General features: G+C 73.5%; 21 protein-coding genes. 1 reads left to right on the plus strand and 20 read right to left on the minus strand.

Translation table 11 applies throughout. The annotated features are described in order from the left end of the window. Positions 1 to 24: 24 nt before the first annotated feature. The 11 genes from GGQ55_RS03570 to GGQ55_RS03620 all read right to left on the minus strand — a co-directional run bounded on the left by GGQ55_RS03570 (position 25) and on the right by GGQ55_RS03620 (position 9,403). Positions 25 to 996, minus strand: coding sequence for a F0F1 ATP synthase subunit gamma (locus GGQ55_RS03570; protein WP_179715152.1), 972 nt, complete (start codon positions 994 to 996; stop codon positions 25 to 27). Between the two features lies 1 nt (position 997). Continuing rightward, positions 998 to 2,626, minus strand: a complete 1,629-nt coding sequence (gene atpA / locus GGQ55_RS03575; RefSeq protein ID WP_179715153.1) for a F0F1 ATP synthase subunit alpha — start codon at positions 2,624 to 2,626, stop codon at positions 998 to 1,000. 57 nt (positions 2,627 to 2,683) lie between these two features. Further along, a complete protein-coding gene (locus tag GGQ55_RS03580; RefSeq protein WP_179715154.1) occupies positions 2,684 to 3,556 on the minus strand; it encodes a F0F1 ATP synthase subunit delta in 873 nt (290 codons plus the stop codon). Further along, positions 3,556 to 4,119: a F0F1 ATP synthase subunit B gene (locus tag GGQ55_RS03585; protein ID WP_179715155.1), complete on the minus strand. Its 564-nt coding sequence runs from the start codon at positions 4,117 to 4,119 to the stop codon at positions 3,556 to 3,558. Before GGQ55_RS03585 ends, GGQ55_RS03580 begins: the two co-directional genes overlap by 1 nt. Before the next feature lie 51 nt (positions 4,120 to 4,170). Next, the gene (gene atpE / locus GGQ55_RS03590) at positions 4,171 to 4,398 is read right to left on the minus strand and encodes an ATP synthase F0 subunit C (RefSeq protein ID WP_179715156.1); all 228 of its coding nucleotides are present in this window, start codon (positions 4,396 to 4,398) and stop codon (positions 4,171 to 4,173) included. 85 nt (positions 4,399 to 4,483) lie between these two features. After that, on the minus strand, positions 4,484 to 5,299 hold the full coding sequence (gene atpB / locus GGQ55_RS03595) for a F0F1 ATP synthase subunit A (protein ID WP_179715157.1): 816 nt from the start codon (positions 5,297 to 5,299) through the stop codon (positions 4,484 to 4,486). Continuing rightward, positions 5,296 to 5,520, minus strand: a complete 225-nt coding sequence (locus GGQ55_RS03600; RefSeq protein WP_246323757.1) for an AtpZ/AtpI family protein — start codon at positions 5,518 to 5,520, stop codon at positions 5,296 to 5,298. The genes atpB and GGQ55_RS03600 overlap by 4 nt, the downstream gene beginning before the upstream one ends. A gap of 163 nt (positions 5,521 to 5,683) precedes the next feature. Next, positions 5,684 to 6,121 (minus strand): Cg1360 family ATP-synthase-associated protein, encoded by a 438-nt coding sequence (locus tag GGQ55_RS03605; RefSeq protein ID WP_179715159.1) that lies wholly within the window; start codon positions 6,119 to 6,121, stop codon positions 5,684 to 5,686. After that, a complete protein-coding gene (locus tag GGQ55_RS03610) occupies positions 6,118 to 7,371 on the minus strand; it encodes a glycosyltransferase family 4 protein (protein WP_246323758.1) in 1,254 nt (417 codons plus the stop codon). Before GGQ55_RS03610 ends, GGQ55_RS03605 begins: the two co-directional genes overlap by 4 nt. Positions 7,372 to 7,379: 8 nt before the next feature. Continuing rightward, complete coding sequence (gene glyA, locus GGQ55_RS03615; protein ID WP_179715160.1) at positions 7,380 to 8,657, minus strand: serine hydroxymethyltransferase; 1,278 nt, start codon at positions 8,655 to 8,657, stop codon at positions 7,380 to 7,382. Positions 8,658 to 8,761: 104 nt separating this feature from the next. Beyond that, positions 8,762 to 9,403 carry an L-threonylcarbamoyladenylate synthase gene (locus GGQ55_RS03620; RefSeq protein WP_179715161.1) on the minus strand — a complete coding sequence of 214 codons (642 nt, stop codon included), beginning with the start codon at positions 9,401 to 9,403 and terminating at the stop codon, positions 8,762 to 8,764. Between the two features lie 35 nt (positions 9,404 to 9,438). Between GGQ55_RS03620 and GGQ55_RS03625 the strand changes: the two genes are divergently transcribed. Further along, positions 9,439 to 10,191 carry an endo alpha-1,4 polygalactosaminidase gene (locus tag GGQ55_RS03625; RefSeq protein ID WP_218859152.1) on the plus strand — a complete coding sequence of 251 codons (753 nt, stop codon included), beginning with the start codon at positions 9,439 to 9,441 and terminating at the stop codon, positions 10,189 to 10,191. An 8-nt stretch (positions 10,192 to 10,199) separates the two neighbouring features. On the opposite strand, the gene GGQ55_RS03630 is transcribed toward GGQ55_RS03625, so the two are convergent. The 9 genes from GGQ55_RS03630 to lysA form a co-directional block, all read right to left on the minus strand. Continuing rightward, positions 10,200 to 11,582: a protein kinase domain-containing protein gene (locus GGQ55_RS03630; protein ID WP_179715162.1), complete on the minus strand. Its 1,383-nt coding sequence runs from the start codon at positions 11,580 to 11,582 to the stop codon at positions 10,200 to 10,202. Between the two features lie 73 nt (positions 11,583 to 11,655). Further along, positions 11,656 to 12,492 carry a peptide chain release factor N(5)-glutamine methyltransferase gene (prmC, locus tag GGQ55_RS03635; protein ID WP_179722245.1) on the minus strand — a complete coding sequence of 279 codons (837 nt, stop codon included), beginning with the start codon at positions 12,490 to 12,492 and terminating at the stop codon, positions 11,656 to 11,658. Beyond that, entirely contained in the window at positions 12,489 to 13,562 is a 1,074-nt protein-coding gene (gene prfA / locus GGQ55_RS03640) for a peptide chain release factor 1 (protein WP_179715163.1), read from the minus strand. Before prfA ends, prmC begins: the two co-directional genes overlap by 4 nt. Before the next feature lie 140 nt (positions 13,563 to 13,702). After that, complete coding sequence (rpmE, locus tag GGQ55_RS03645; RefSeq protein ID WP_179715164.1) at positions 13,703 to 13,933, minus strand: 50S ribosomal protein L31; 231 nt, start codon at positions 13,931 to 13,933, stop codon at positions 13,703 to 13,705. A gap of 116 nt (positions 13,934 to 14,049) precedes the next feature. Beyond that, a complete protein-coding gene (gene rho / locus GGQ55_RS03650) occupies positions 14,050 to 16,143 on the minus strand; it encodes a transcription termination factor Rho (RefSeq protein WP_179715165.1) in 2,094 nt (697 codons plus the stop codon). 261 nt (positions 16,144 to 16,404) lie between these two features. Next, on the minus strand, positions 16,405 to 17,307 hold the full coding sequence (thrB, locus tag GGQ55_RS03655; protein ID WP_179715166.1) for a homoserine kinase: 903 nt from the start codon (positions 17,305 to 17,307) through the stop codon (positions 16,405 to 16,407). Beyond that, positions 17,304 to 18,392: a threonine synthase gene (gene thrC / locus GGQ55_RS03660; RefSeq protein WP_366488665.1), complete on the minus strand. Its 1,089-nt coding sequence runs from the start codon at positions 18,390 to 18,392 to the stop codon at positions 17,304 to 17,306. The genes thrB and thrC overlap by 4 nt, the downstream gene beginning before the upstream one ends. Next, positions 18,389 to 19,693, minus strand: a complete 1,305-nt coding sequence (locus tag GGQ55_RS03665; RefSeq protein ID WP_179715167.1) for a homoserine dehydrogenase — start codon at positions 19,691 to 19,693, stop codon at positions 18,389 to 18,391. Before GGQ55_RS03665 ends, thrC begins: the two co-directional genes overlap by 4 nt. Then, positions 19,690 to 21,132 carry a diaminopimelate decarboxylase gene (gene lysA, locus GGQ55_RS03670; RefSeq protein ID WP_218859153.1) on the minus strand — a complete coding sequence of 481 codons (1,443 nt, stop codon included), beginning with the start codon at positions 21,130 to 21,132 and terminating at the stop codon, positions 19,690 to 19,692. The genes GGQ55_RS03665 and lysA overlap by 4 nt, the downstream gene beginning before the upstream one ends. Positions 21,133 to 21,134 lie beyond the last annotated feature (2 nt).

Raw genomic sequence — 21,134 nt, forward strand, 5'->3', positions numbered from 1 at the left:
TGCAGCTCTCCTGTAAGGGGACGGTCAGTCGTCGGCGCCGGCCGACACGAGCGCGTCGGCACCGCCGACGATCTCGCTGATCTCCTGGGTGATCTCGGCCTGGCGGGCCTGGTTGGCCTGCCGCGAGAGGTTCTTGGCCAGCTCCTCGGCGTTGTCGGAGGCCGACTTCATCGCCCGGCGCCGCGACGCGGACTCCGAGGCGGCCGCCTCGAGCATCGCCGCGTAGATCCGGGTGGTGATGTACTTCGGCAGCAGCGCGTCGAGCAGCGCCTCCGGCGAGGGCTCGAACTCGTACGACGTCGGGACGCCGGAGTCGCCGGTGTGGCCGGCCTCCCGGTCCTCCCGCTCGTAGTCGAACTCCTCGACCTCCTCGACCTCCAGCGGGGCCATCCGCTTGGCGACCGGGACCTGCGAGAGCAGCGAGCGGAACTCGGTGTAGACGATGTGCAGCTCGTCCACGCCGAGCACCTCGTCCGCCCCCGGGCCGCCGTCGACGTCGTCCTCACCGGCGGTGAACGCGTCGATGAGCACGCGCCCGACCTCCTGGGCGTTGACGTAGGCGGGCTGCTCGGAGAAGCCGGTGAACGACTCCTCGAACGGCCGGTCGCGGAAGGAGTAGTACGTCTCGCCCTTCCGGCCGACGACGTAGAGCACCGGCTCCTTGCCCTCCTGCCGCAGCAGCGAGAGCAGCTCCTCGGTGCGGCGCAGGACGTTGACGTTGTACGAGCCGGCGAACCCGCGGTCGGAGGTGATGACGAGCACCGCCGCCCGGCGCGGGTTCTGCCGCTCGGTCAGCAGCGGGTGGTCCAGCGACGCCGACGACGCCAGCGCCGACAGCACCCGCGTGATCTCCCGGGCGTAGGGCTTGGACGCCTCCACCCGGGCCTGGGCGCGCACGATGCGGGCACCGGCGATCAGCTCCTGCGCCGAGAAGATCTTCTTCGTCGACTGCGTGGAGCGGATGCGGCGGCGCAGCGCGCGGAGAGAACCGGCCACGTCAGCCCCGCTTCACCTGGACGGTCTCCTGGCCGCGCTCGGAGGCGTCCATGGCCTCCGCCTCGGGCTCGTTGAGGCTGCCGCCCTCGCCGGTGGTGAACTGGCCGTAGAACTCCTCGACCGCCTTCTCCAGGCCGGCCGTGGCGTCGTCACCGAGCTGCTTGGAGTTGCGGATCTCGTCGTACACGCCCGCGTGGGTGCGGCCGAGGAAGTCGAGGAACTCGCTCTCGAAGCGGCGGACGTCGGGCACCGGCACCTTGTCCAGCTTGCCGGTGGTGCCCAGCCAGATGGAGACGACCTCGCGCTCGACCGGGTACGGCGAGTACTGACCCTGCTTGAGCAGCTCGACCAGGCGCTGGCCGCGGTCCAGGGTGGCGCGGCTGGCGGCGTCCAGGTCGGAGGAGAACGAGGCGAACGCCTCGAGCTCGCGGTACTGCGCCAGGTCCAGGCGCAGGCGGCCGGCGACCGACCGCATGGCCTTGATCTGCGCGGAACCACCGACGCGGGACACCGAGATGCCGACGTTGATGGCCGGGCGGACACCGGAGTTGAACAGACCGGTCTCGAGGAAGATCTGGCCGTCGGTGATCGAGATGACGTTGGTCGGGATGTAGGCCGACACGTCGTTGCCCTTGGTCTCGATCAGCGGCAGGCCGGTCATCGAGCCCGCGCCCAGCTCGTCGGAGAGCTTCGCGCAGCGCTCCAGCAGCCGGGAGTGCAAGTAGAAGACGTCGCCCGGGTAGGCCTCGCGGCCCGGCGGGCGGCGCAGCAGCAGCGAGACGGCGCGGTAGGCCTCGGCCTGCTTGGTCAGGTCGTCGAAGACGATCAGGACGTGCTTGCCCTCGTACATCCAGTGCTGGCCGATGGCCGAGCCGGTGTAGGGGGCGATGTACTTGAAGCCCGCGGCCTCGGAGGCGGGGGCGGCGACGATCGTCGTGTACTCCATCGCGCCGGCCTCCTCGAGGGCGGCGCGGATGCCGGCGATCGTGGAGCCCTTCTGGCCGACGGCGACGTAGATGCAGCGGACCTGCTGCGCCGGGTCGCCGGTGGCCCAGGCCTCCTTCTGGTTGATGATCGTGTCGACGACGATCGCGGTCTTGCCGGTCTGCCGGTCACCGATCACCAGCTGCCGCTGGCCGCGGCCGATCGGGGTCATGGCGTCGATGGCCTTGATCCCGGTCTGCAGCGGCTCCTTGACCGACTGCCGCTGCACCACGGTGGGCGCCTGCAGCTCGAGGGCGCGCCGGCCCGTGGTCTCGACCGGGCCGCCGCCGTCGATCGGGTTGCCCAGCGGGTCGACCACGCGGCCGAGGTAGCCGTCGCCGACCGGGACCGAGAGGACCTCGCCGGTCCGGCGGACCTGCTGGCCCTCCTCGATGCCGGAGAAGTCACCCAGGACGACGACGCCGACCTCGCGGACGTCGAGGTTGAGCGCCAGACCGCGGACGCCGCTCTCGAACTCGAGCAGCTCGTTGGTCATGACCGAGGGCAGACCCTCGACCCGGGCGATGCCGTCGCCGGCCTCGGTGACGGTCCCGACCTCTTCGCGGGAGACGTCCGGGGAGTACTCGGTGACGTAACTCTGGATAGCGCTGCGGATCTCGTCCGCCGAGATGGTCAGCTCGGCCATGGCTCGCGTCCTCTTCCCTGCTGTTTCGGAGTCTGTGGTGTGGGGGCGGTCAGCCGGTCAGCCGGTCAGCCGTCGGCCGGCGGCTTCGAGCCGGTGGACGACGCTGCCGTCGATGACCTCGTCGCCGACGCGGATGATCAGGCCACCCAGCACGTCGGGGTCGACGGTCACCTGCAGGCCGATCGTCCGCCCGTAGAGGCGGGCGAGGATCCCGGTGAGCCGCTGCTCCTGGGCGTCGGTGAGGGCCACCGCCGTCGTCACGAACGCGACCGACCGGCCGCGCCGCGCGGACGCGCTCTCGGAGAGCCGCTCGATCGCGGTCTCCGCGTGTCCCACGTGCGAGGCGGTGAGCACGTTCCGCAGCAGCAGCGCGGACACCGGGCTCACCTTGCCCGCGAGCAGCCGGTCGAGCAGCTCGACCTTGCCCTGCGTGGGGCCCGTGCGGTCGCTGAGGACCCGGGACAGCTCGGGGTCGGCCGCGACGATCCGGCCGAACCGGAACAGCTCGTCCTCGACGCCGTCGAGCTCGCCCTGGGCGTCGGCCGCGTCGAACGCGGCCTCGACACCGAGCGTCTCGGCGGCCTCGACCAGGTCGAGCGGCCGGGACCAGCGCTGCCGGGCCATGGTCTCGACGACGTCGAGCGTCGCGTCGGACACCTTGCCCGAGAGCAGCCGGCGGGCCAGGCCCGCGCGGGCGTCGGCCGTGGCCGCGGGGTCCGAGAGCGCCCGGCGCAGCGACGGCTGCCCGTCGAGCAGCCGCGCCACGGCGAACAGCTCGTCGGCCAGGCCGGTCAGGTCGTCACCGGAAGCCGCGCGCGGCGCGCCGGACAGCCTCTCCCTGGCGCGCTCGAGCAGCCCGGACGCCGGTCGGGTCCGCGCCTCGAGGCGCTCGCGCACCTCGGCGAGCGCGGCCCGGCTGGCGGCGTGCATCAGCGGTCCTGGGCGGCGACGGTGCTGCCGCCGCGGCCGTCGGAGGCGCTCATCGCCTCGAGCTGGTCCAGAAACCGGTCGACGGTGCCCCGCCGGCGCGCGTCGTCGGCGAGGGACTCCCCGACCACCTTGCCGGCGAGCTCGACGGCCAGCGCACCGAGCTGACCACGCAGCTCGTTGACGACGGCCTGCCGGTTGGCGGCCAGCTGCTCCTCGCCGCGGGCGAGGATGCGGCTGGACTCCTCCTGGGCCTGGGCGCGCAGCTCCTCGAGGATCTGCTGCCCCTCGGCCCGGGCGGCGTCGCGGATCTGCGCGGCCTCGGTGCGGGCCTCGGCGAGCTGGGCGCGGTACTGCTCCAGCGCGGCCTTCGCCTCGGCCTGCATCGCCTCGGCGCGCTCGATGCCGCCCTCGATCGCCTCGCGGCGGGCCTTGAAGACCTCCTCGAAGCGCGGCGCGACCAGCTTGAACAGCACCACGAGGACGACCGCGAAGGCGATCAGCCCGATGATGATCTCGCCGAGCGGCGGCAGGAGGGGGTTCTCGTCGGCAGCCAGGATGCTCATCGACTCACAGTCCCTGTCTCGTTCCGTGGATCCGGTACCCGAGGGTACGGATCACTGACCGAACACGAAGGGGACGACGAAGCCGATCAGGGCCAGCGCCTCGGAGAGGGCGAAGCCGAGGAAGGCGTAGGTGCGGGTCAGGCCGGCCGACTCGGGCTGCCGGGCGGTGGCCTGGATGTAGGCCGCCCAGACGATGCCCACACCGATGCCCGGGCCGATGGCGGCGAGACCGTAGCCGACCGAGCCGATGCTGCCGGTCAGTGCTGCGAGAACGTCCATTGCGGGGTGTTCCTCCTGTGTCGTCGCCCGGTGGTCGCCGGGCGGCTGGGGGGTCTTTCCGGGAAATTGCGGGGGTGGTGCGGGCTCAGTGCTCGGCTTCGATGGACCCGTTCAGGTAGGTGCCCATCAGCACGGTGAAGACGTAGGCCTGCAGGAAGATGACCAGCAGTTCGAAGAAGGTCATCACGATCGACATCAGGAACGAGATCCCGCCCCAGACGTACGACAGGCCGCCGACGGTGAAGAGGTAGGTGGCGCCGAGCGAGAACACCAGCAGCAGCATGTGGCCGGCGAACATGTTCGCGAAGAGCCGGACCGCGAGGGTGAACGGCCGCACGATGAAGTTCTGCAGCAGCTCGATCGGCGTCACCAGGATGTACATGAACGGCGGCACGCCGGGCAGGAACAGGATGTCCTTGAAGTAGCGGCCCACACCCTGCTCGCGGATACCGATCCAGATGTACATCACGTAGCAGATGAGGGCGAGGACCAGCGGGAACCCGAACTTGGCCATCGGCGAGATCTGCGCGAACGGGATGATCGACATCAGGTTGTTCGCGAGGATGAAGAAGAACAGCGAGGCCAGGAACGGCGCGAAGGGCAACCCCTTGGGGCCGACCACGTCGCGGGCGATGCCGTCGCGGACCAGCGAGTAGCCGCTCTCGCCGAGGAACTGCAGCTTGCCGGGGACGATCTGAGGCTTGCGGACCGTCGCGACGAGGAAGGCGCAGATCGCCAGGGTCGCGATCCAGAGGATCAGCGTGATCCGGGTGATCTCGAAGTCCACGCCCAGCACCGTGAAGTGCCACAGGGGCTCCGGGTAGAACGCCTCGAGACCGGGCGCTTCGAAGCCCGGGCCGGCGGCGAGCACGTGGCCGAGCGCGAGGGCGCTGGAGGTCACCGTTGTCCCTTCTGCGTCCTGGGCCGGCTCCGTCGTCCGCCCGGGGTGGTGCTGTTCTGCCGCTTCCCCGCTGGCGGGTCCACGGATCCGTACCTGACGACGACCACGTAGATGGCCACCGCCATGCCGAGGAGGATCCCGACCGGGACGAACACCTTGGTGTCCAGCCACCGGTCGAGCAGCCATCCGGCCCCGCCCCACACGGCCATCCCCGAGAGCATCGTCCCGATGATCGACCAGCCCGTGTCGGCACCACTGCCGCCCCGTGCCGGCTGCGCGGGTCGAGGCCGGGGGCCCCCGCGAGGGGGAAGGTCCTCGGCCATCGCGCCCGACACTATCAAGCCACCTGTGAGCGGGTTTTCCCGGCCATCCGGGGAGGACCGCTCAGTCCAGCGTCGAGGGCGGCGGAGGCGGCGGGACGTAGAAGATCTTGCGCGTCCAGACCCACCGCAACTGGACCCCGCTCCACAGCAGCGCGCCGACCACCACGGCCCAGGCCAGCGTGAGCCGGTCGAGCCAGCCGTCCCGCGGCAGGGCACCGAGCAGCGCGAACAGCACGAGCGCCTTCACGAAGAACATGCCGAGCGCGGCCGGCAGCGTGTAGGAGTCGGCGATCCGGCCGGCCCAGGCGACCACCAGGCCGGAGACGCAGAAGAACGCGGTGACGATCGCCGCGCCGACCAGCACCCCGACGGCGTCGGCCCAGCCGAGCACCAGCCCGACGACGAGCGCCGCGACGACGGCGACCGCTCCGGTGACGAGCCCGCCGACCTTGAGGAAGGAGAGGTCCCAGGGGGCCTGCGAGCGGGTCGGCGCGGTCACGGGACCACCTGCCGCACGGTCGGCGGGCGGGGCGTGGGCTGCTCGGGAGCCGCGGCCTGCACCGTGGTGGCGCGCTGGGCCCGCGCGGTCGGGTGGTCCAGCCGGCTGCGCTCCTTCTGCGCGACAAGCTCGGCGGCACGGGCCTCCCGTGCGGCGCGCCGGGCACGCGGGCTGAGGACGACGACGACGCCGACGACGAGCAGCACGCCGATGGCCACGAGCAGCTCCGCGCGGCCGCCGGTGATGGACAGCGCGACGGCGCCGAAGGAGAGCAGCGCGGCCCAGAAGTACATGACCAGCACCGCGCGGCGGTGCGAGTGGCCGATCGAGAGCAGCCGGTGGTGCAGGTGCATCTTGTCCGGCGCGAACGGCGACTTGCCGCGCAGGCTGCGCCGGACGACGGCCATGACCAGGTCGACGAACGGGATGAACAGGATCGCGATGGGCACCAGGAGCGGCAGCGCCAGGGGCAGCAGGCTGGCCGCGGAGTCGAAGGACTGCGGGTCCACTCCCCCGGTCGCGGTCACCGCCGCGGCGGAGAGCATCAGCCCGACCAGCATCGAGCCGGAGTCGCCCATGAAGATGCGCGCCGGGCTGAAGTTGTGCGGCAGGAAGCCCAGGCAGGCGCCGGCCAGCACCGCGGTGATCAGCGCCGGGGCGCTGGCCACGTCGTCGTACCCGACCAGGCCCAGGTTGTAGCTGTAGGCGAAGAAGGCCAGCGCCGCGATCGCCGAGACGCCGGCCGCCAGCCCGTCGAGGCCGTCGATGAAGTTCAGCGCGTTCACCGTCAGCACGGTCAGCAGGATCGTGAGCGGGACGCCGACGTCCGGACCGAGCGACACCGTGCCGATGTCGGCGACCGGCAGGAACACGAACGCCAGCTGGACGCCGAGCAGCACCATGACGCCGGCCGCGGCGATCTGGCCCGTCAGCTTCGTGAGGGCGTCGAGGCCGAACTTGTCGTCCAGGACGCCGAGCAGGCAGATCAGCCCGCCGGCGGCGAGCACGGCGACCGTCTGCGAGTCGTCGAACGTCCGCTGCAGCGCGGGCAGCCGGGTGGCGACCAGGATCGCCGCGGCGACCCCGAGGTACATCGCCACCCCGCCGCCGCGCGGCGTGGGGATCACGTGCACGTCCCGCTCGCGCGGGGCGGCCATCATCCGCCAGCGGATCGCCACCATCCGCACCACCGGTGTGGCCAGGAAGGTGACCAGACCGGCGGTGAGCAGGACGACGGCGTACTCGCGCATGGTGCGCCTCAGACGGCGCGGGCGGGCTCGGGGTAGGCGGGGTGCGCGCCGACCAGCTCGCGCACGGCCGCGGACACCTCGGCGCTGCGGCTGCCGTCGGCGTCGCGGATCGCCGTCCCGATGAGGCTCGCGATCTCCTTCATGTCGGTCTCGGTCATGCCCTGGGTGGTGACCGCCGGGCTGCCGACGCGGATGCCGGAGGCGACCGAGGCCGGCTGCGGGTCGAACGGGATCGCGTTCTTGTTGAGCACGATGCCGGCGGCGCCGCAGCGGGCCTCCGCGTCGGCGCCGGTCACGCCGGTCTCGCGCAGGTCGAGCAGCGCCAGGTGGGTGTCGGTGCCGCCGGCGACCGGCCGCAGCCCCTCGGACGCGAGGCCGTCGGTGAGGGCCTGGGCATTGGCCACGACCTGCCGGGCGTAGGCCTGGTACTCCGGCTGCAGGCACTCCTTGAGGTTGACCGCCTTGGCCGCGACCGCGTGCATGAGCGGGCCGCCCTGCATCATCGGGAACGCGGCCTTGTCCAGGGCCTTGGCGTGCTCGGCCTTGCAGACGAACGCGCCGCCGCGGGGGCCGCGCAGCACCTTGTGCGTCGTGAAGGTGACCACGTCGGCGTAGGGCACCGGGCTCGGGATCGCCTTGCCGGCGACCAGGCCGATGAAGTGCGCGGCGTCGACCATCATGATCGCGCCGACCTCGTCGCAGATCTCGCGGAACACCGCGAAGTCGATCAGCCGCGGGATCGCCGAGCCGCCGCAGATGATCATCTTCGGCCGGTGCTCGCGGGCCAGGTCGCGCACCTGGTCGTAGTCGATGTGCTCGGTCTCCGGGTTGACGCCGTACTGGACGGCGTTGAACCACTTGCCGGAGAAGGAGACCTTCGCGCCGTGGGTCAGGTGCCCGCCGTGCGGCAGCGCCATGGCGAGGAACGTGTCGCCGGGCTGCAGGAACGCGCCGTAGGCGGCCAGGTTGGCGTTCGCGCCGGAGTGCGGCTGCAGGTTGGCGTGCTCGGCGCCGAAGAGCTCCTTGGCCCGCTCGATGCCGATCGACTCGGCGCGGTCGACGACCTCGCAGCCGCCGTAGTAGCGGGCACCGGGGTAGCCCTCGGCGTACTTGTTCGACAGCGTGCTGCCCAGGGCGGCGAGCACCGCGGGGCTGGTGAAGTTCTCACTGGCGATCAGCTGCAGCCCGCTGCGCAGGCGGTCCAGCTCGTCGAGCACGACGCCGGCGATGTCGGGGTCGAAGGAGGCCAGGGCGTCGAAGTCCGGGCCCCAGTAGGGGGTGCTCATCGAGGCGCGCTCCAGGAACGTCGGGGCTGGGCTGTCGCCCAACGGTACTGCCCGCCCCTGGTACGGAGTGCCACGGCGCGGTTTGCGCGCCCGTGGCACTCCGCTCAGTCCTGGAGATCGGGGACGACCTCGCGCAGGCGGTCCACCGGGATCGCGCCGACGCGCAGCACGCGCGGGGTCGGCGCGGTGCAGTCGACGATCGTGCTCGCCGCGGAGCCGGCCCGCGGTCCGCCGTCCAGCACGACGGCCGCGCGGTCGCCGAGCTGCTCGACGGCCTCCTGCGCGGTGGTCGCCGCCGGCCGCCCCGAGCGGTTGGCGCTGGAGACGGCGAGCGGGCCGGTCCGGCGCAGCAGGTCGCGGGCCAGGTCGTCGTCCGGGAGCCGGACGGCGACGGTGCCCTCGGCGTCGCCGAGGTCCCACGCCAGCGACGGCGCGTGCTCGACCACGAGGGTGAGCCCGCCCGGCCAGAACGCCTGGGCGAGGTCGTTGGCGACCGGCGGCAGGTTCAGCACCAGCCCGGCGAGGGTCGAGGCCTCGCCGATGAGCACCGGCACCGGCATGGCGCGGCCGCGGTTCTTGGCGGCCAGCAGTCCCGTGACGGCGGCGGGCGTGAACGCGTCGGCGGCGACCCCGTACACGGTGTCGGTGGGCAGCAGGACCAGCTTGCCCTCGCCGATCGCGGCCGCCGCGGCGTCCAGGCCGGCGGAGCGGGCATCGGGGTCGGAGCAGTCGTAGACGTCGGCCACGTCCTCCGATCCTGCCGCACCTAGGCTGCAAGCCCGTGCGGTGGGCGGCGCTCGTGGGGACGGCGCTGCTGCTGGTGACCGGCTGCGACGGACATCCCGGGGTCGCCGCGCCGCCGTCCGGGACCGGCTTCGACTACCAGCTGGGCGGCGCGTACCGGCCTGCCGACGAGGTGGGCATCGTCGTCCGCGACCGCTCCGCCGCGCCGGATCCGGACCGGTACCCGGTCTGCTACGTCAACGCCTTCCAGACCCAGCCGGGCGAGCACGCCGTCCCCGAGGAGCTGCTGCTGCACGACGCCACAGGCGCCCGGGTCGAGGACCCCGACTGGCCCGGCGAGTTCCTCGTCGACGTGTCGACGGCGGCGAAGCGGACGGCGGTCGTCGGCGTCGTGGGCCGGTGGATCGACGCCTGCGCCGCCGACGGGTACGACGCCGTCGAGCCCGACAACCTCGACAGCTGGACCCGCTCCGACGGCGCCCTCGACGAAGACGACGCCGCCGCCACCGCCCGGCTGCTGATCGCGCGGGCGCACGCCGACGGGCTGGCGATCGCGCAGAAGAACGCCGTCGAGCTGGCCGGGCGCCACCTCGGGTTCGACTTCGCGGTGACCGAGGACTGCGCCGCGTTCGCCGAGTGCGACACGTACGCAGCGGCCTACGACGTCGTCCTGGACGTGGAGTACGGCGGGTGCGCCGAGGTGCCGGACCACGTGACCGCCGTGCACCGCGACCTGGAGCTCACGACTCCTGGATCGCCCGGCCACGCCTTCGAGGCGTGCGCCGGGTGAGACCGGCGTCAGTCGTCGCCGTGCCCGTGCCCGTGCCCCTTGCCGTTCCCGTTGCCGTTCCCGTTGCCGTTCCCGTTGCCGTTCCCGTTCCCGGCGGGCGCCGGGGTGGGGACGACGACCGGCGGCACGGCGTAGGACACCCGGACGGTGGCGCCCGGCGCGAGCGTGCCGGTCGGGTCGACCGCGGTGACCTGACCGGCCGGCACATCGGCCGACTCCACGGGCACCAGCTGGACCTGCAGTCCCGTGCCGACCAGCGCGGCCTGCACGTCGGCGACCTGGCGGCCGACGTACTGGTCCGCCGCGACCGCGATCCCGGCGGGGGTGGTGCTCGACGCGGGGGTCGTGCTGCCCGGGCCGCCGGGAGCTGCCGAACCGCCCGCCAGCGCGGCCACCAGCACGGTGATCCCGATCACGGCGACGGCCAGCACCGCGAGGGCCGGCAGCAGCCACCGTCGCCGGCCGGCCGGCGCGCGCTCGCCGGGAAGGGACGCCGTGGGGGCGGGGGCCGCGGGCAGGACCGCCGTCGGCATCGGTCCGGCCACGCGCTCGGTGGGGGCGCCGGCGATCACCCGGTCGACGGCGTCCCGCAGCGCGGCGCCGTCGGAGAACCGGGCGGCCGGGTCCTTGGCCATCGCACGCTCGACGAGCGCCCGGACCTCGGCCGGCACGTGCGCGGGCAGCGGGGCCGGCTCGTCGCGGGTGTGCATCACCGCGATCTGCACCGGGTTCTCGCCGTCGAACGGCCGCCGGCCGGTCAGGCACTCGTAGGCGACCACGCCGAGCGCGTAGACATCGCTGGCGGGAGTCGACGGCTGCCCCATCGCCTGCTCCGGGGACAGGTAGTGCGCCGTGCCCAGGACCTGCCCGGTCGCCGTGACCGGAGCGCTCGAGGTCGACCGCGCGATCCCGAAGTCGGTGATCTTGACGACGCCGTCGGTGCGGACGAGCAGGTTGGCCGGCTTCACGTCCCGGTGCACCACACCCGCGGCGTGCGCGGCGGCGAGCCCGTCGGCGGTCTGCCGGACGACCTCGAGCGTGCGGGGAACCCCGAGGACGGGTGTGCGCCCGAGGACGGCGGCGAGGGACTCCCCCTCCACCAGCTCCAGGACCAGGTAGGCCAGCGGCACACCGTGCGAGCCCGCGCGCACCTCCCCGTAGTCGAAGACGGCGGCGATGTGCGGGTGGGTCAGCAGGGCCGCGTGCTGGGCCTCCGCCCGGAACCGCGCGAGGAAGGTGGCGTCCGCGGCGACGTCGTCACGCAGCACCTTCACGGCCACCGGCCGGTCGAGGAGCGTGTCGCGACCGCGCCAGACGCGGCCCATGCCGCCACCGGCGACGAGCGAGATCAGCTCGTAGCGGCCGGCGAGCAGTCGCTGCTGCGTGTCCATGCCACCTCCTGAGGTGGATCTGTGCCACGGGGCCGCCCGTGGCAACCGTCGGCTACCCCGTCCGGGTGAGCGGTCAGCACCGCCGGGCGGTGGTGAACCGCGGCCGGCCGGCCAGGTCGGGGTGGTCCTCGACGTCGGCGAAGCCACCGTGCCCGCGCACGAGCGCCGGCAGCGCGGTGCCCTGCTGGTCGGCGTGCTCGATGCCCAGCCACCCGCCGGGATGCAGCAGGCGCTCTGCGGTGCCGAGCAACCCGCGGACGACGTCGAGCCCGTCGGGGCCGCCCCACAGCGCCAGCGGCGGGTCGTGGTCGGCGACCTCGCGGGGCACCCGCGCGCCGTCGGGCACGTAGGGCGGGTTGGAGACGACGAGGTCGACGGTGCCGTCGAGGTCGCGCAGCAGCGCGGGGTCGGTCATGTCGCCGGCGAGCACCTCGACGGTGGTGCCGGCGGCGTTCGTGCGGGTCCACTCGATCGCGACCGGGTCGCGCTCGACGGCGCGGACGCGGGCGCCCGGGTGCTCGTGGGCGATCGACAGCGCGATGGCGCCGGAGCCGCTGCCGAGGTCGACGACGACGGGCCGGTCGAGCCCGTCGAGCCGCTCCAGCGCCCAGCCGACCAGCGCCTCGGTCTCCGGCCGAGGCACGAAGACGCCGGGGCCGACGGCGAGCTCGAGGTGGCGGAACGGCGCGCGCCCGGTGAGGTGCTGCAGCGGCACCCGGTCGGCGCGCTGGTCGAGCAGCGCGGCGAACCGGGCCGCGGCGTCGTCCGGAACGTCGTCGACGGTGAGCAGCCCGGTGCGCGACGTGCTGAGGACGAACGCGAGCAGCAGCTCGGCGTCCACCCGCGATGACTCGACCCCTGCCTCGGCGAGCCGGCGGGCGGCGTCGGCGAGCAGCGTGCGGGGGTTCAGGAGCCGGCCGCCAGGAGCTCGGCGGTGTGCGCGCGGTCCAGCGCGTCGATGACCCCGTCGAGCTCGCCGTCGAGCACCTGGTCGAGGTTGTAGGCCTTGTAGTTGACCCGGTGGTCGGAGATCCGGTTCTCCGGGAAGTTGTAGGTGCGCACCCGCTCGCTGCGGTCGACCGTGCGGACCTGGCTGCGCCGCTGGTCGCTGGCCGCCGCGGCGGCCTCCTCGCGGGCGGCGGCCAGGAGCCGGGAGCGCAGCACGCGCAACGCCGACTCACGGTTCTGCAGCTGGCTCTTCTCGTTCTGCGAGCTGACCACGATCCCGGTGGGCAGGTGGGTGATCCGGACGGCGGAGTCGGTCGTGTTCACGCTCTGCCCGCCGGGGCCGGAGGACCGGAAGACGTCGATGCGCAGGTCGTTGGGGTCGACGGTGACGTCGACCTCCTCCGCCTCGGGCAGCACGAGCACGCCGGCCGCGGAGGTGTGGATCCGCCCCTGCGACTCGGTGACCGGCACCCGCTGCACCCGGTGCACGCCGCCCTCGAACTTCAGCCGCGACCAGATCCCCTCGTCGGTGCGCGACTTGATGGCGACCGCGACGTCCTTGTAGCCGCCGAGCTCGGCGTCGACGGCATCGAGGATCTCGGTCGACCAGCCGCGGCGCTCGGCGTAGCGCAGGTACATGCGCAGCAGGTCACCGGCGAACAGCGCCGACTCCGCGCCGCCCTCCCCCGCCTTGATCTCGAGGATGACGTCCTTGTCGTCGTCGGGGTCCTTGGGCAGCAGCTGCTCGCGGAGCTTCTCGGTGAGCTCGTCGATGCGCTGCTCGAGGCTCGTGGCCTCGGCGGCGAACGACGCGTCCTCGGCGGCGAGCTCGCGGGCCGCGGTGAGGTCGTCGCGGGCGGCGTCCAGGCCGCGCGCGGTCTCCACGATCGGCGCGAGCTGGGCGTAGCGGCGGCCGAGCCGGCGGGCGCGCGACTGGTCGGCGTGCACGGCCGGGTCGGCGAGCTCGGTCTCCAGCGCGGCGTGCTCCGCGAGCAGCCCGGCCAACCGGTCGGTCCCGGCCTCGGTGCTCATTCCAGGTGCCTCTCAGTGCGGTTTCGCGCGCCTAACCGCGCGCGGTTAAGCGCGCGAAACCTCGGTGTGGACGTGGGCGGACACGACGACGGCGCCCGTCCCCTCCCCTCGCGGGGTGGGTACGGGCGCCGTCGGGGTCGCTACTTGTCGGCGCCGGCGCCGGCGGTCCGCTTGCCGAACCGCTTCTCGAAGCGGGCGACGCGGCCACCGGTGTCCAGGATCTTCTGCTTGCCGGTGTAGAAGGGGTGGCACGCCGAGCACACCTCGGCCGTCAGCTGACCGGTCGGGGACGTGCTGCGGGTCGTGAACGTGTTGCCACAGCCGCAGGTCACGGTCGTGACGTTGTAGGCCGGGTGGATGTCGGGCTTCATGTGCCTCTTTGCCTCTTCGATGCGAACGCGTGCGGGTGGAGAGAACGTCGAGGGGCGCGCAACGATTCCACGCCCCTCGACGGGAGCTCGGTCAGCCAGTATCCCTGACCGCGAGCTCAGTCTGCGGTCGGCCCCAGGGTGGTCTTCTGGACCTGCATGAGGAACTCGACGTTCGTGCGGGTCTTCCGCAGCTGGCCGAGCAGCAGTTCCAGCGCCTGCTGCGGCTCGAGCGCGCTGAGCACCCGACGCAGCTTGATGAGGATGGCCAGCTCGTCGGGCGACATGAGGATCTCCTCCTTGCGCGTGCCCGACGCGTTGACGTCCACGGCCGGGAAGACCCGCTTGTCCGCCAGCCGGCGGTCCAGCTTGATCTCCGCGTTCCCGGTGCCCTTGAACTCCTCGAAGATGACCGTGTCCATCGTCGACCCGGTCTCGACCAGCGCCGAGGCGATGATCGTCAGCGAGCCGCCGTTCTCGATGTTGCGGGCCGCGCCGAGGAAGCGCTTGGGCGGGTAGAGCGCCGTGGAGTCGACACCACCGGACAGGATGCGCCCGCTGGCGGGGGCCGCCAGGTTGTAGGCACGGCCCAGCCGGGTGATCGAGTCCAGCAGGACGACGACGTCGTGGCCCATCTCGACCAGGCGCTTGGCCCGCTCGATGGACAGCTCCGCGACCGTCGTGTGGTCCGACGGCGGCCGGTCGAAGGTCGAGGCGATGACCTCGCCCTTCACCGAGCGCTGCATGTCGGTGACCTCCTCGGGCCGCTCGTCGACGAGGACGACCATGAGGTGGCACTCGGGGTTGTTCGTGGTGATCGCGTTGGCGATCGCCTGCAGCACCATCGTCTTGCCGGCCTTGGGCGGCGAGACGATCAGCGCGCGCTGCCCCTTGCCGATCGGCATGACCAGGTCGATGACCCGCGTGGTCAGCTGGTGCGGCTCGGTCTCCAGCCGCAGGCGCTCCTGCGGGTAGAGCGGGGTCAGCTTGTGGAACTCGGGGCGCTGGCGCGCCTGCTCCGGGTCCAGGCCGTTGACCGTGTCGAGCCGGACGAGCGCGTTGTACTTGTCCTTGCGCTCGCCCTCGCGCGGCTGCCGGACGGCGCCGGTGATCGCGTCGCCGCGGCGCAGGCCGTAGCGGCGCACCTGGGACAGCGAGACGTAGACGTCGTTCGGCCCGGTCAGGTAGCCCGAGGTGCGGACGAACGCGTAGTTGTCCAGCACGTCGAGGATGCCGGCGACCGGCAGGAGGACGTCGTCCTCGGTGATGGTCGGCTCGCCCTGCTCGAAGCGGTCGCGCCCGCCACCGCGGCGGTTGCGGTCGCGGTAGCGACGCCCGCGGCGGCCGCGGCCGCCCTCGAAGTCGTCGTCGTCCTCGTCGCGGTCGGTGCGGTTGGCGCCCTCGCGGTTGTCCCCGCGGTTGGCATCCCGGTTGCCGTCGCGGTTGTCCGGCCGGCCGCCGCGCTCGTTGCGGTCGGGACCGCGGTTGCCGTCCCGGTTGTCGCCGCGACCGCCGTCCCGGTTGTCCGAGCGGTTGTCCGGGCGGTTGTCAGCCCGGTTGTCGTTGCGGTTGCCCGGGCGGTCGTTGCCGTCGCGGGTGCGCTGCCGGCCGTCCCCGTCGGTGCGGCTCTCGCCGTCCCGGGGAGCGCGCTGGCGGTCGCGGGTGCGCTGCCGGTCGCCGTCGGTCCGCTCCTCGGTGGGCGCGGAGTTCTCGGCCGGTGCGGAGGACTCGGTCGCCGCAGGCGCGGTCTCGGCCGGCGCGGCGGTCTCACCGGCGCTCGGGGAGCCGGCGGGCCGGCTCGCGCCGCGGCGGCGACGGGTGCTGGGCGCGCTCTCGGGCTCGGCGGTCGCGACGGGACCGCTGTTGGCGCCCCCGGTGACCGGGGCCTCGAGCGGCTCCGCCTGGGCCGGCGTGCCACCGGTGTGCCCGTTGGCGCTGCCCTCGGTGGAGGCGGCCGGCGCCGGCACGGAGCCGTTCGCGGACTCGCCCACCTGGCGGGCGGAGATGGCGGCGACGAGGTCGCCCTTGCGCATCCGGGCGGTGCCCGAGATGCCCAGTTCGGCCGCCAGTTGCTGCAGCTCGGGCAGCAGCATCCCGGTCAGCCCGCTGCCGCGGCGACGGGAACGACCCGCCGTCCCAGAAGCGGCAGGCGCCTCGCTCGAGCCGGCAGCGTCCTGCGCGCCGGTCCCGACGAGGTCGGTGCTTTCACTCACGTACAGGTCCTTCCCTGCGGTGACGCCTGCGCCAAACCAGCGCAGGAGGTGCCCGCTCCCTCTGTCGGTCCGGCCGAGGCGGGACGGCAAAGGGAACGGATCTCATGGGTGCGAGGCGGAAAAGCGGCGACGGAAGATCGTCTGCAACGCCCCGCGCGAGGCACGCCCGAGGAGGGCGGCTACGTCGTGAGCCTAGACGCGACCCACGGACACGACAACACCGGTTCTACCCGGCGTGTTCCTCGTTACCAGGACGATACCTCAGGCTCCGGGAGCGCCCTGGTCCGAGAGTACGTGGGCTCCGGCGGGATCCACGTCCAGCGGCAGCGACCGCCACCCCTCGGGAGTGAGTTCGGTCACCTGCGCGACGGCGTCGCGGCTGGTCAGCACGAGCACGCTCGGGCCGGCCCCGGACACGACGGCGGCGTGCCCGGCCGCCCGGAGGCGGTCGACCAGCGCCAGCGACTCGGGCATCGCGGCACCGCGCTGCCGCTGGTGCAGGCGGTCCTCGGTCGCCTCCAGCAGCAGCGCGGGCTCCCGGGTGAGCGCGTGGACGAGCAGCGCGGACCGGCCGGCGTTGAAGGCGGCGTCGGCGTGCGGCACGGCCTCGGGCAGCAGTCCGCGGGCCACGTGCGTGGAGAGGGTGCTCGCGGGGACGAACACCACCGGGGCGATCTGCTCGGCGACGTCGAGCCGCGCGGCACGCGCACCGCTGCCGGTCAGCCACGACAGGGTGGCGCCCCCGAGCAGGCACGGGGCGACGTTGTCGGGGTGCCCCTCGAGGTCGGTGGTCAGCCGCAGGACGGCGACGAGGTCGACCTCGTCGACGTCGGGGCAGAGCGCCCAGGCGCCGAGGACGCCGGCGACGACAGCTGCAGCGGAGGAGCCCATCCCCCGCCCCTGCGGGATCCCGTTGGTGGCGACCACCCGCAGCCCGGACGGCGACCAGCCGAGCTCCTTGCTCGCCGCCCGGAACGCGCGGACGACGAGGTGGTCCTCGCCCCCCGGCAGCGAGTCGGAGCCCTCGCCGGTGACGGCGACCTCCAGCCCGTCGGACGGGGTGCTGAACTCGACGACGTCGTGGAGCCCGAGCGCCAGCCCGGCGCAGTCGAACGCCGGGCCGAGGTTGGCGCTGGTCGCGGGGACCTGGATCCGGACGGTCACAGGCCGAGCTCGGCGGCCGCCGCGGCGGCGTCGACCGGGATGGTCACCGGAGCCGGCGCTCCCGAGATCGCCCACTCCGGGTCCTTGAGCCCGTTGCCGGTCACCGTGCAGACCACGCGCTGCCCCGGCTCGAGCTCGCCGGCCTCGGCCACCTGCAGCAGCCCGGCCACCGACGCCGCCGAGGCGGGCTCGACGAACACGGCCTCGGTGCGGGCCAGCAGCCGGTACGCGGCGAGGATCGCCCGGTCGGTGACGGCGTCGATCCGCCCGCCGGAGTCGTCGCGGGCGGCCAGCGCCTTGGTCCACGAGGCCGGGTTCCCGATCCGGATGGCGGTGGCGATCGTCGTCGGGTGCTCGACGACGGCGCCGGTGACGATCGGCGCGGCGCCGGCGGCCTGGAAGCCCCACATCCGCGGCGTGCGCGTCGCCGGGGCGGGGGCTCCGTCGTGGCTGTGGCAGTACTCGCGGTAGCCCTGCCAGTAGGCGGTGATGTTGCCGGCGTTGCCGACCGGGAGGCAGTGGATGTCCGGGGCGTCGCCCAGGACGTCGACGATCTCGAACGAGGCGGTCTTCTGCCCCTCGATCCGGTACTGGTTGACGCTGTTGACCAGGCTCACGGGGTAGTCGATCGCCAGCTTGCTGGCCAGCGCGAGGCAGTCGTCGAAGTTGCCCTGGACCTGCAGCAGCTTGGCGCCGTGCACCAGCGCCTGGGCCAGCTTGCCGGTCGCGATCTTGCCCTGCGGGACCAGGACGGCGCAGACCAGCCCGGCGCGGGCGGCGTAGGCGGCGGCGCTGGCGCTGGTGTTGCCGGTCGAGGCGCAGATGACCGCCTGCGCGCCCTCCTCGACGGCCTTGGTGATGGCCATCGTCATCCCGCGGTCCTTGAACGACCCGGTCGGGTTCGCGCCCTCGACCTTCAGGTGGACGTCGCAGCCGGTCCGGCGGGAGAGCTCCGTCGCCGGCACCAGCGGGGTCGCGCCCTCCCGCAGCGTCACGACGGGCGTCGAGTCGCTGACCGGCAGCCGGGACCGGTAGGCCTCGATGAGGCCCGGCCAGAACGGCGAGACCGTCCGGGGAATCGTCACGTCAGCCCCTCCACGCGCAGCACGCTGGTGACCCCGCGCACCGCGGGCATCTCCTGGAGCGCCTCGACCGTGGCCGACAGGGCGGCGTCGGGGGCGCTGTGCGAGACGAGCACGAGGGTGGCGGCGTCGCCGTGCCCGTCCTGGCGGACGGTGGCGATGCTGACGCCGTGCTCGGCGAACTCGTGGGCGACCGCGGCGAGCACACCCGGCTTGTCGGCCACGTCGAGGCTGACGTGGTAGCGGGTGGGCGTCTCGGCGATCGGCCGGGCGGGCAGCCCGGCGTAGGAGGTGACCGCCGGCCCGGCGGCCCCGGCCAGCCGGTTGCGGGCGACCGCGACCAGGTCGCCGAGCACGGCGCTGGCGGTCGGCTCGCCGCCGGCGCCCTGGCCGTAGAACATCAGCTGCCCGGCGGCCTCGGCCTCGACGTAGACGGCGTTGAACGCGCCGTTGACCCCGGCCAGCGGGTGCGACGTGGGGATCATCGCCGGGTGCACGCGCACGGCCACCGAGTCGCCGTCCGCGCCGTCGGGCGAACCGGCCACCCGCTCGCAGATGGCCAGCAGCTTGACCACGCAGCCGATCTCCGCGGCGCGGGAGACGTCGGTGGCGGTCACCGCGGAGATGCCCTCGCGGTAGACGTCGGAGGCCGAGACCGGCGTGTGGAAGGCCAGCGAGGCGAGGATCGCGGCCTTGGACGCGGCGTCGAAGCCGTCGACGTCCGCGGTCGGGTCGGCCTCGGCGTAGCCCAGTTCGGTGGCCTCGGCCAGCGCCTCGGTGAACCCGGCGCCGGTCTCGGCCATGCGGGAGAGGATGTAGTTCGTCGTCCCGTTGACGATGCCGACCACCTTGCGCAGCTGGTCGCCGGCCAGCGACTCGCGCAGCGGGCGCAGCAGCGGGATGGCGCCCGCGACGGCGGCCTCGTAGTAGAGGTCGACGCCGGCCTTGGCCGCCGCGGCGTGCAGCGCGACGCCGTCCTCGGCCAGCAGCGCCTTGTTGGCGCTGACCACGCTCTTGCCCGCCTCGAAGGCGGCGAGCAGCAGCGTGCGGGCCGGCTCGATGCCGCCGATCACCTCGACGACGAGGTCGACGTCGTCCCGGGTGACCAGCGCCTCGGCGTCGGTGGTGAGCAGGTCGGCGGGCACGTCCGGGTGGTGGTCGGGACGGCGGACGGCGACACCGACCACCTCGACGCGGCGGCCGATGCGCGCGGCGAGGTCCTCGGACTGCTCGCTGATCAGGCGCAGGACGGCGCTGCCCACGGTGCCGCAGCCGAGGAGCGCGACGCGCAGCGGCCCGGTCATGCCTGCGCTCCGACGGTCGGCTGGGACGGCGGGACGGCCGGGGCGCTGCCGGCGAGGACCGGGTCGAGGGCGAACACGTCGGACAGTGTCTGACGCCGGACGATCTCCGTGGCGGCGCCGTCCCGCACCGCGACCACCGGCGGCTTGAGCAGGTAGTTGTAGTTGCTCGCCATCGACCAGCAGTAGGCGCCGGTGGCGGCGACCGCGAGCAGGTCTCCGGGCTGCACGTCGGCCGGCAGCCACAGGTCGCGGACCAGCACGTCACCGCTCTCGCAGTGCTTGCCGACCACCCGGCACAGCGCCGGCGGGGCGTCCGACGTCCGGTTGGCCAGCACGCAGGTGTACGCGGCGTCGTAGAGCGCGGTGCGGATGTTGTCGCTCATCCCGCCGTCGACCGAGACGTAGTTGCGCACCAGCGGGGCGCCCGGCGTGCCGCTCGCGCCGAGGCGCACCGGCTTGATCGTGCCGATCTCGTAGAGGGTCACGGTGCCCGGCCCGGCGATGGCCCGGCCCGGCTCGACGGCCAGCCGCGGCACGGGCAGGTCGAACGCGCCGCACTCGGCGGCGACCACGGCGCGCAGCTTGCCGGCCACGTCGTGCGGGGTGACCGGGTCGTCGTCGGAGAGGTAGGCGATGCCGAAGCCGCCGCCCAGGTTGAGTTCTCCGAGGGTCTCCCCCGTCGCCTGGCGGACCTGCGCGAGCAGGCCGACCACCCGGTGCGCGGCCGCCTCGAAGCCGGCGGTGTCGAAGATCTGCGAGCCGATGTGGCTGTGCAGCCCGGCCAGGTGCAGCGCCGGCTCCCGGATCACCCGGACCGCGGCGGCCAGCGCGTCGCCGGTGGCCAGCGAGAAGCCGAACTTCTGGTCCTCGTGCGCGGTGGCGATGAACTCGTGGGTGTGCGCCTCGATGCCGACCGTGGCCCGGATCAGGACGGCGACCGGCGAGCCGCCGGCGGCCACCCGCGCCTCGGCCAGGGGCACCAGCCGGTCGATCTCGTCGAAGGAGTCCAGCACGATCCGGCCGATGCCGGCGTCGACGGCCAGCCGCAGCTCGACCAGCGACTTGTTGTTGCCGTGCAGCGCTATCCGCCCGGCCGGGAAGCCGGCGGCCAGCGCCGCGGTCAGCTCGTTGCCGGAGCAGGCGTCGAGGTGCAGCCCGTCCTCGGCGATCCACCGGGCGACCTGCCCGCAGAGGAAGGCCTTGGACGCGTAGTGGACGTCGGCGCCGGCGAACGCGTCGGCGAAGTCGGCGGCGCGGCCGCGGAAGTCGGCCTCGTCGAGGACGAACAGCGGCGTGCCGTGCTCGCGGGCGAGCTGGGTGACCGGACGGCCGCCGAGGTGCAGCACGCCGTCGACCCGCTCGGCCGACCGCGGCCAGACGTGCGGGTCGACGACGCCGAGGTCGCTCGGCGGCGGGCCGGCCGGGGTCGGCTGCGCCAAGC

This window comes from Petropleomorpha daqingensis (genome assembly GCF_013408985.1).
GTDB lineage: Bacteria > Actinomycetota > Actinomycetes > Mycobacteriales > Geodermatophilaceae > Petropleomorpha > Petropleomorpha daqingensis.

What these genes read in the sequence shown, in the direction of transcription:
- GGQ55_RS03630 (WP_179715162.1), bottom strand. Translation starts at nt 11,582, where the DNA reads ATGGACACGCAGCAGCGACTGCTCGCCGGCCGCTACGAGCTGATCTCG.
- prfA (WP_179715163.1), bottom strand. Translation starts at nt 13,562, where the DNA reads ATGAGCACCGAGGCCGGGACCGACCGGTTGGCCGGGCTGCTCGCGGAG.
- GGQ55_RS03600 (WP_246323757.1), bottom strand. Translation starts at nt 5,520, where the DNA reads ATGCTCTCGGGGATGGCCGTGTGGGGCGGGGCCGGATGGCTGCTCGAC.
- GGQ55_RS03665 (WP_179715167.1), bottom strand. Translation starts at nt 19,693, where the DNA reads ATGACCGGGCCGCTGCGCGTCGCGCTCCTCGGCTGCGGCACCGTGGGC.
- rpmE (WP_179715164.1), bottom strand. Translation starts at nt 13,933, where the DNA reads ATGAAGCCCGACATCCACCCGGCCTACAACGTCACGACCGTGACCTGC.
- glyA (WP_179715160.1), bottom strand. Translation starts at nt 8,657, where the DNA reads ATGAGCACCCCCTACTGGGGCCCGGACTTCGACGCCCTGGCCTCCTTC.
- atpA (WP_179715153.1), bottom strand. Translation starts at nt 2,626, where the DNA reads ATGGCCGAGCTGACCATCTCGGCGGACGAGATCCGCAGCGCTATCCAG.
- GGQ55_RS03610 (WP_246323758.1), bottom strand. Translation starts at nt 7,371, where the DNA reads ATGCGCGAGTACGCCGTCGTCCTGCTCACCGCCGGTCTGGTCACCTTC.
- GGQ55_RS03585 (WP_179715155.1), bottom strand. Translation starts at nt 4,119, where the DNA reads ATGAGCATCCTGGCTGCCGACGAGAACCCCCTCCTGCCGCCGCTCGGC.
- GGQ55_RS03580 (WP_179715154.1), bottom strand. Translation starts at nt 3,556, where the DNA reads ATGCACGCCGCCAGCCGGGCCGCGCTCGCCGAGGTGCGCGAGCGCCTC.
- atpE (WP_179715156.1), bottom strand. Translation starts at nt 4,398, where the DNA reads ATGGACGTTCTCGCAGCACTGACCGGCAGCATCGGCTCGGTCGGCTAC.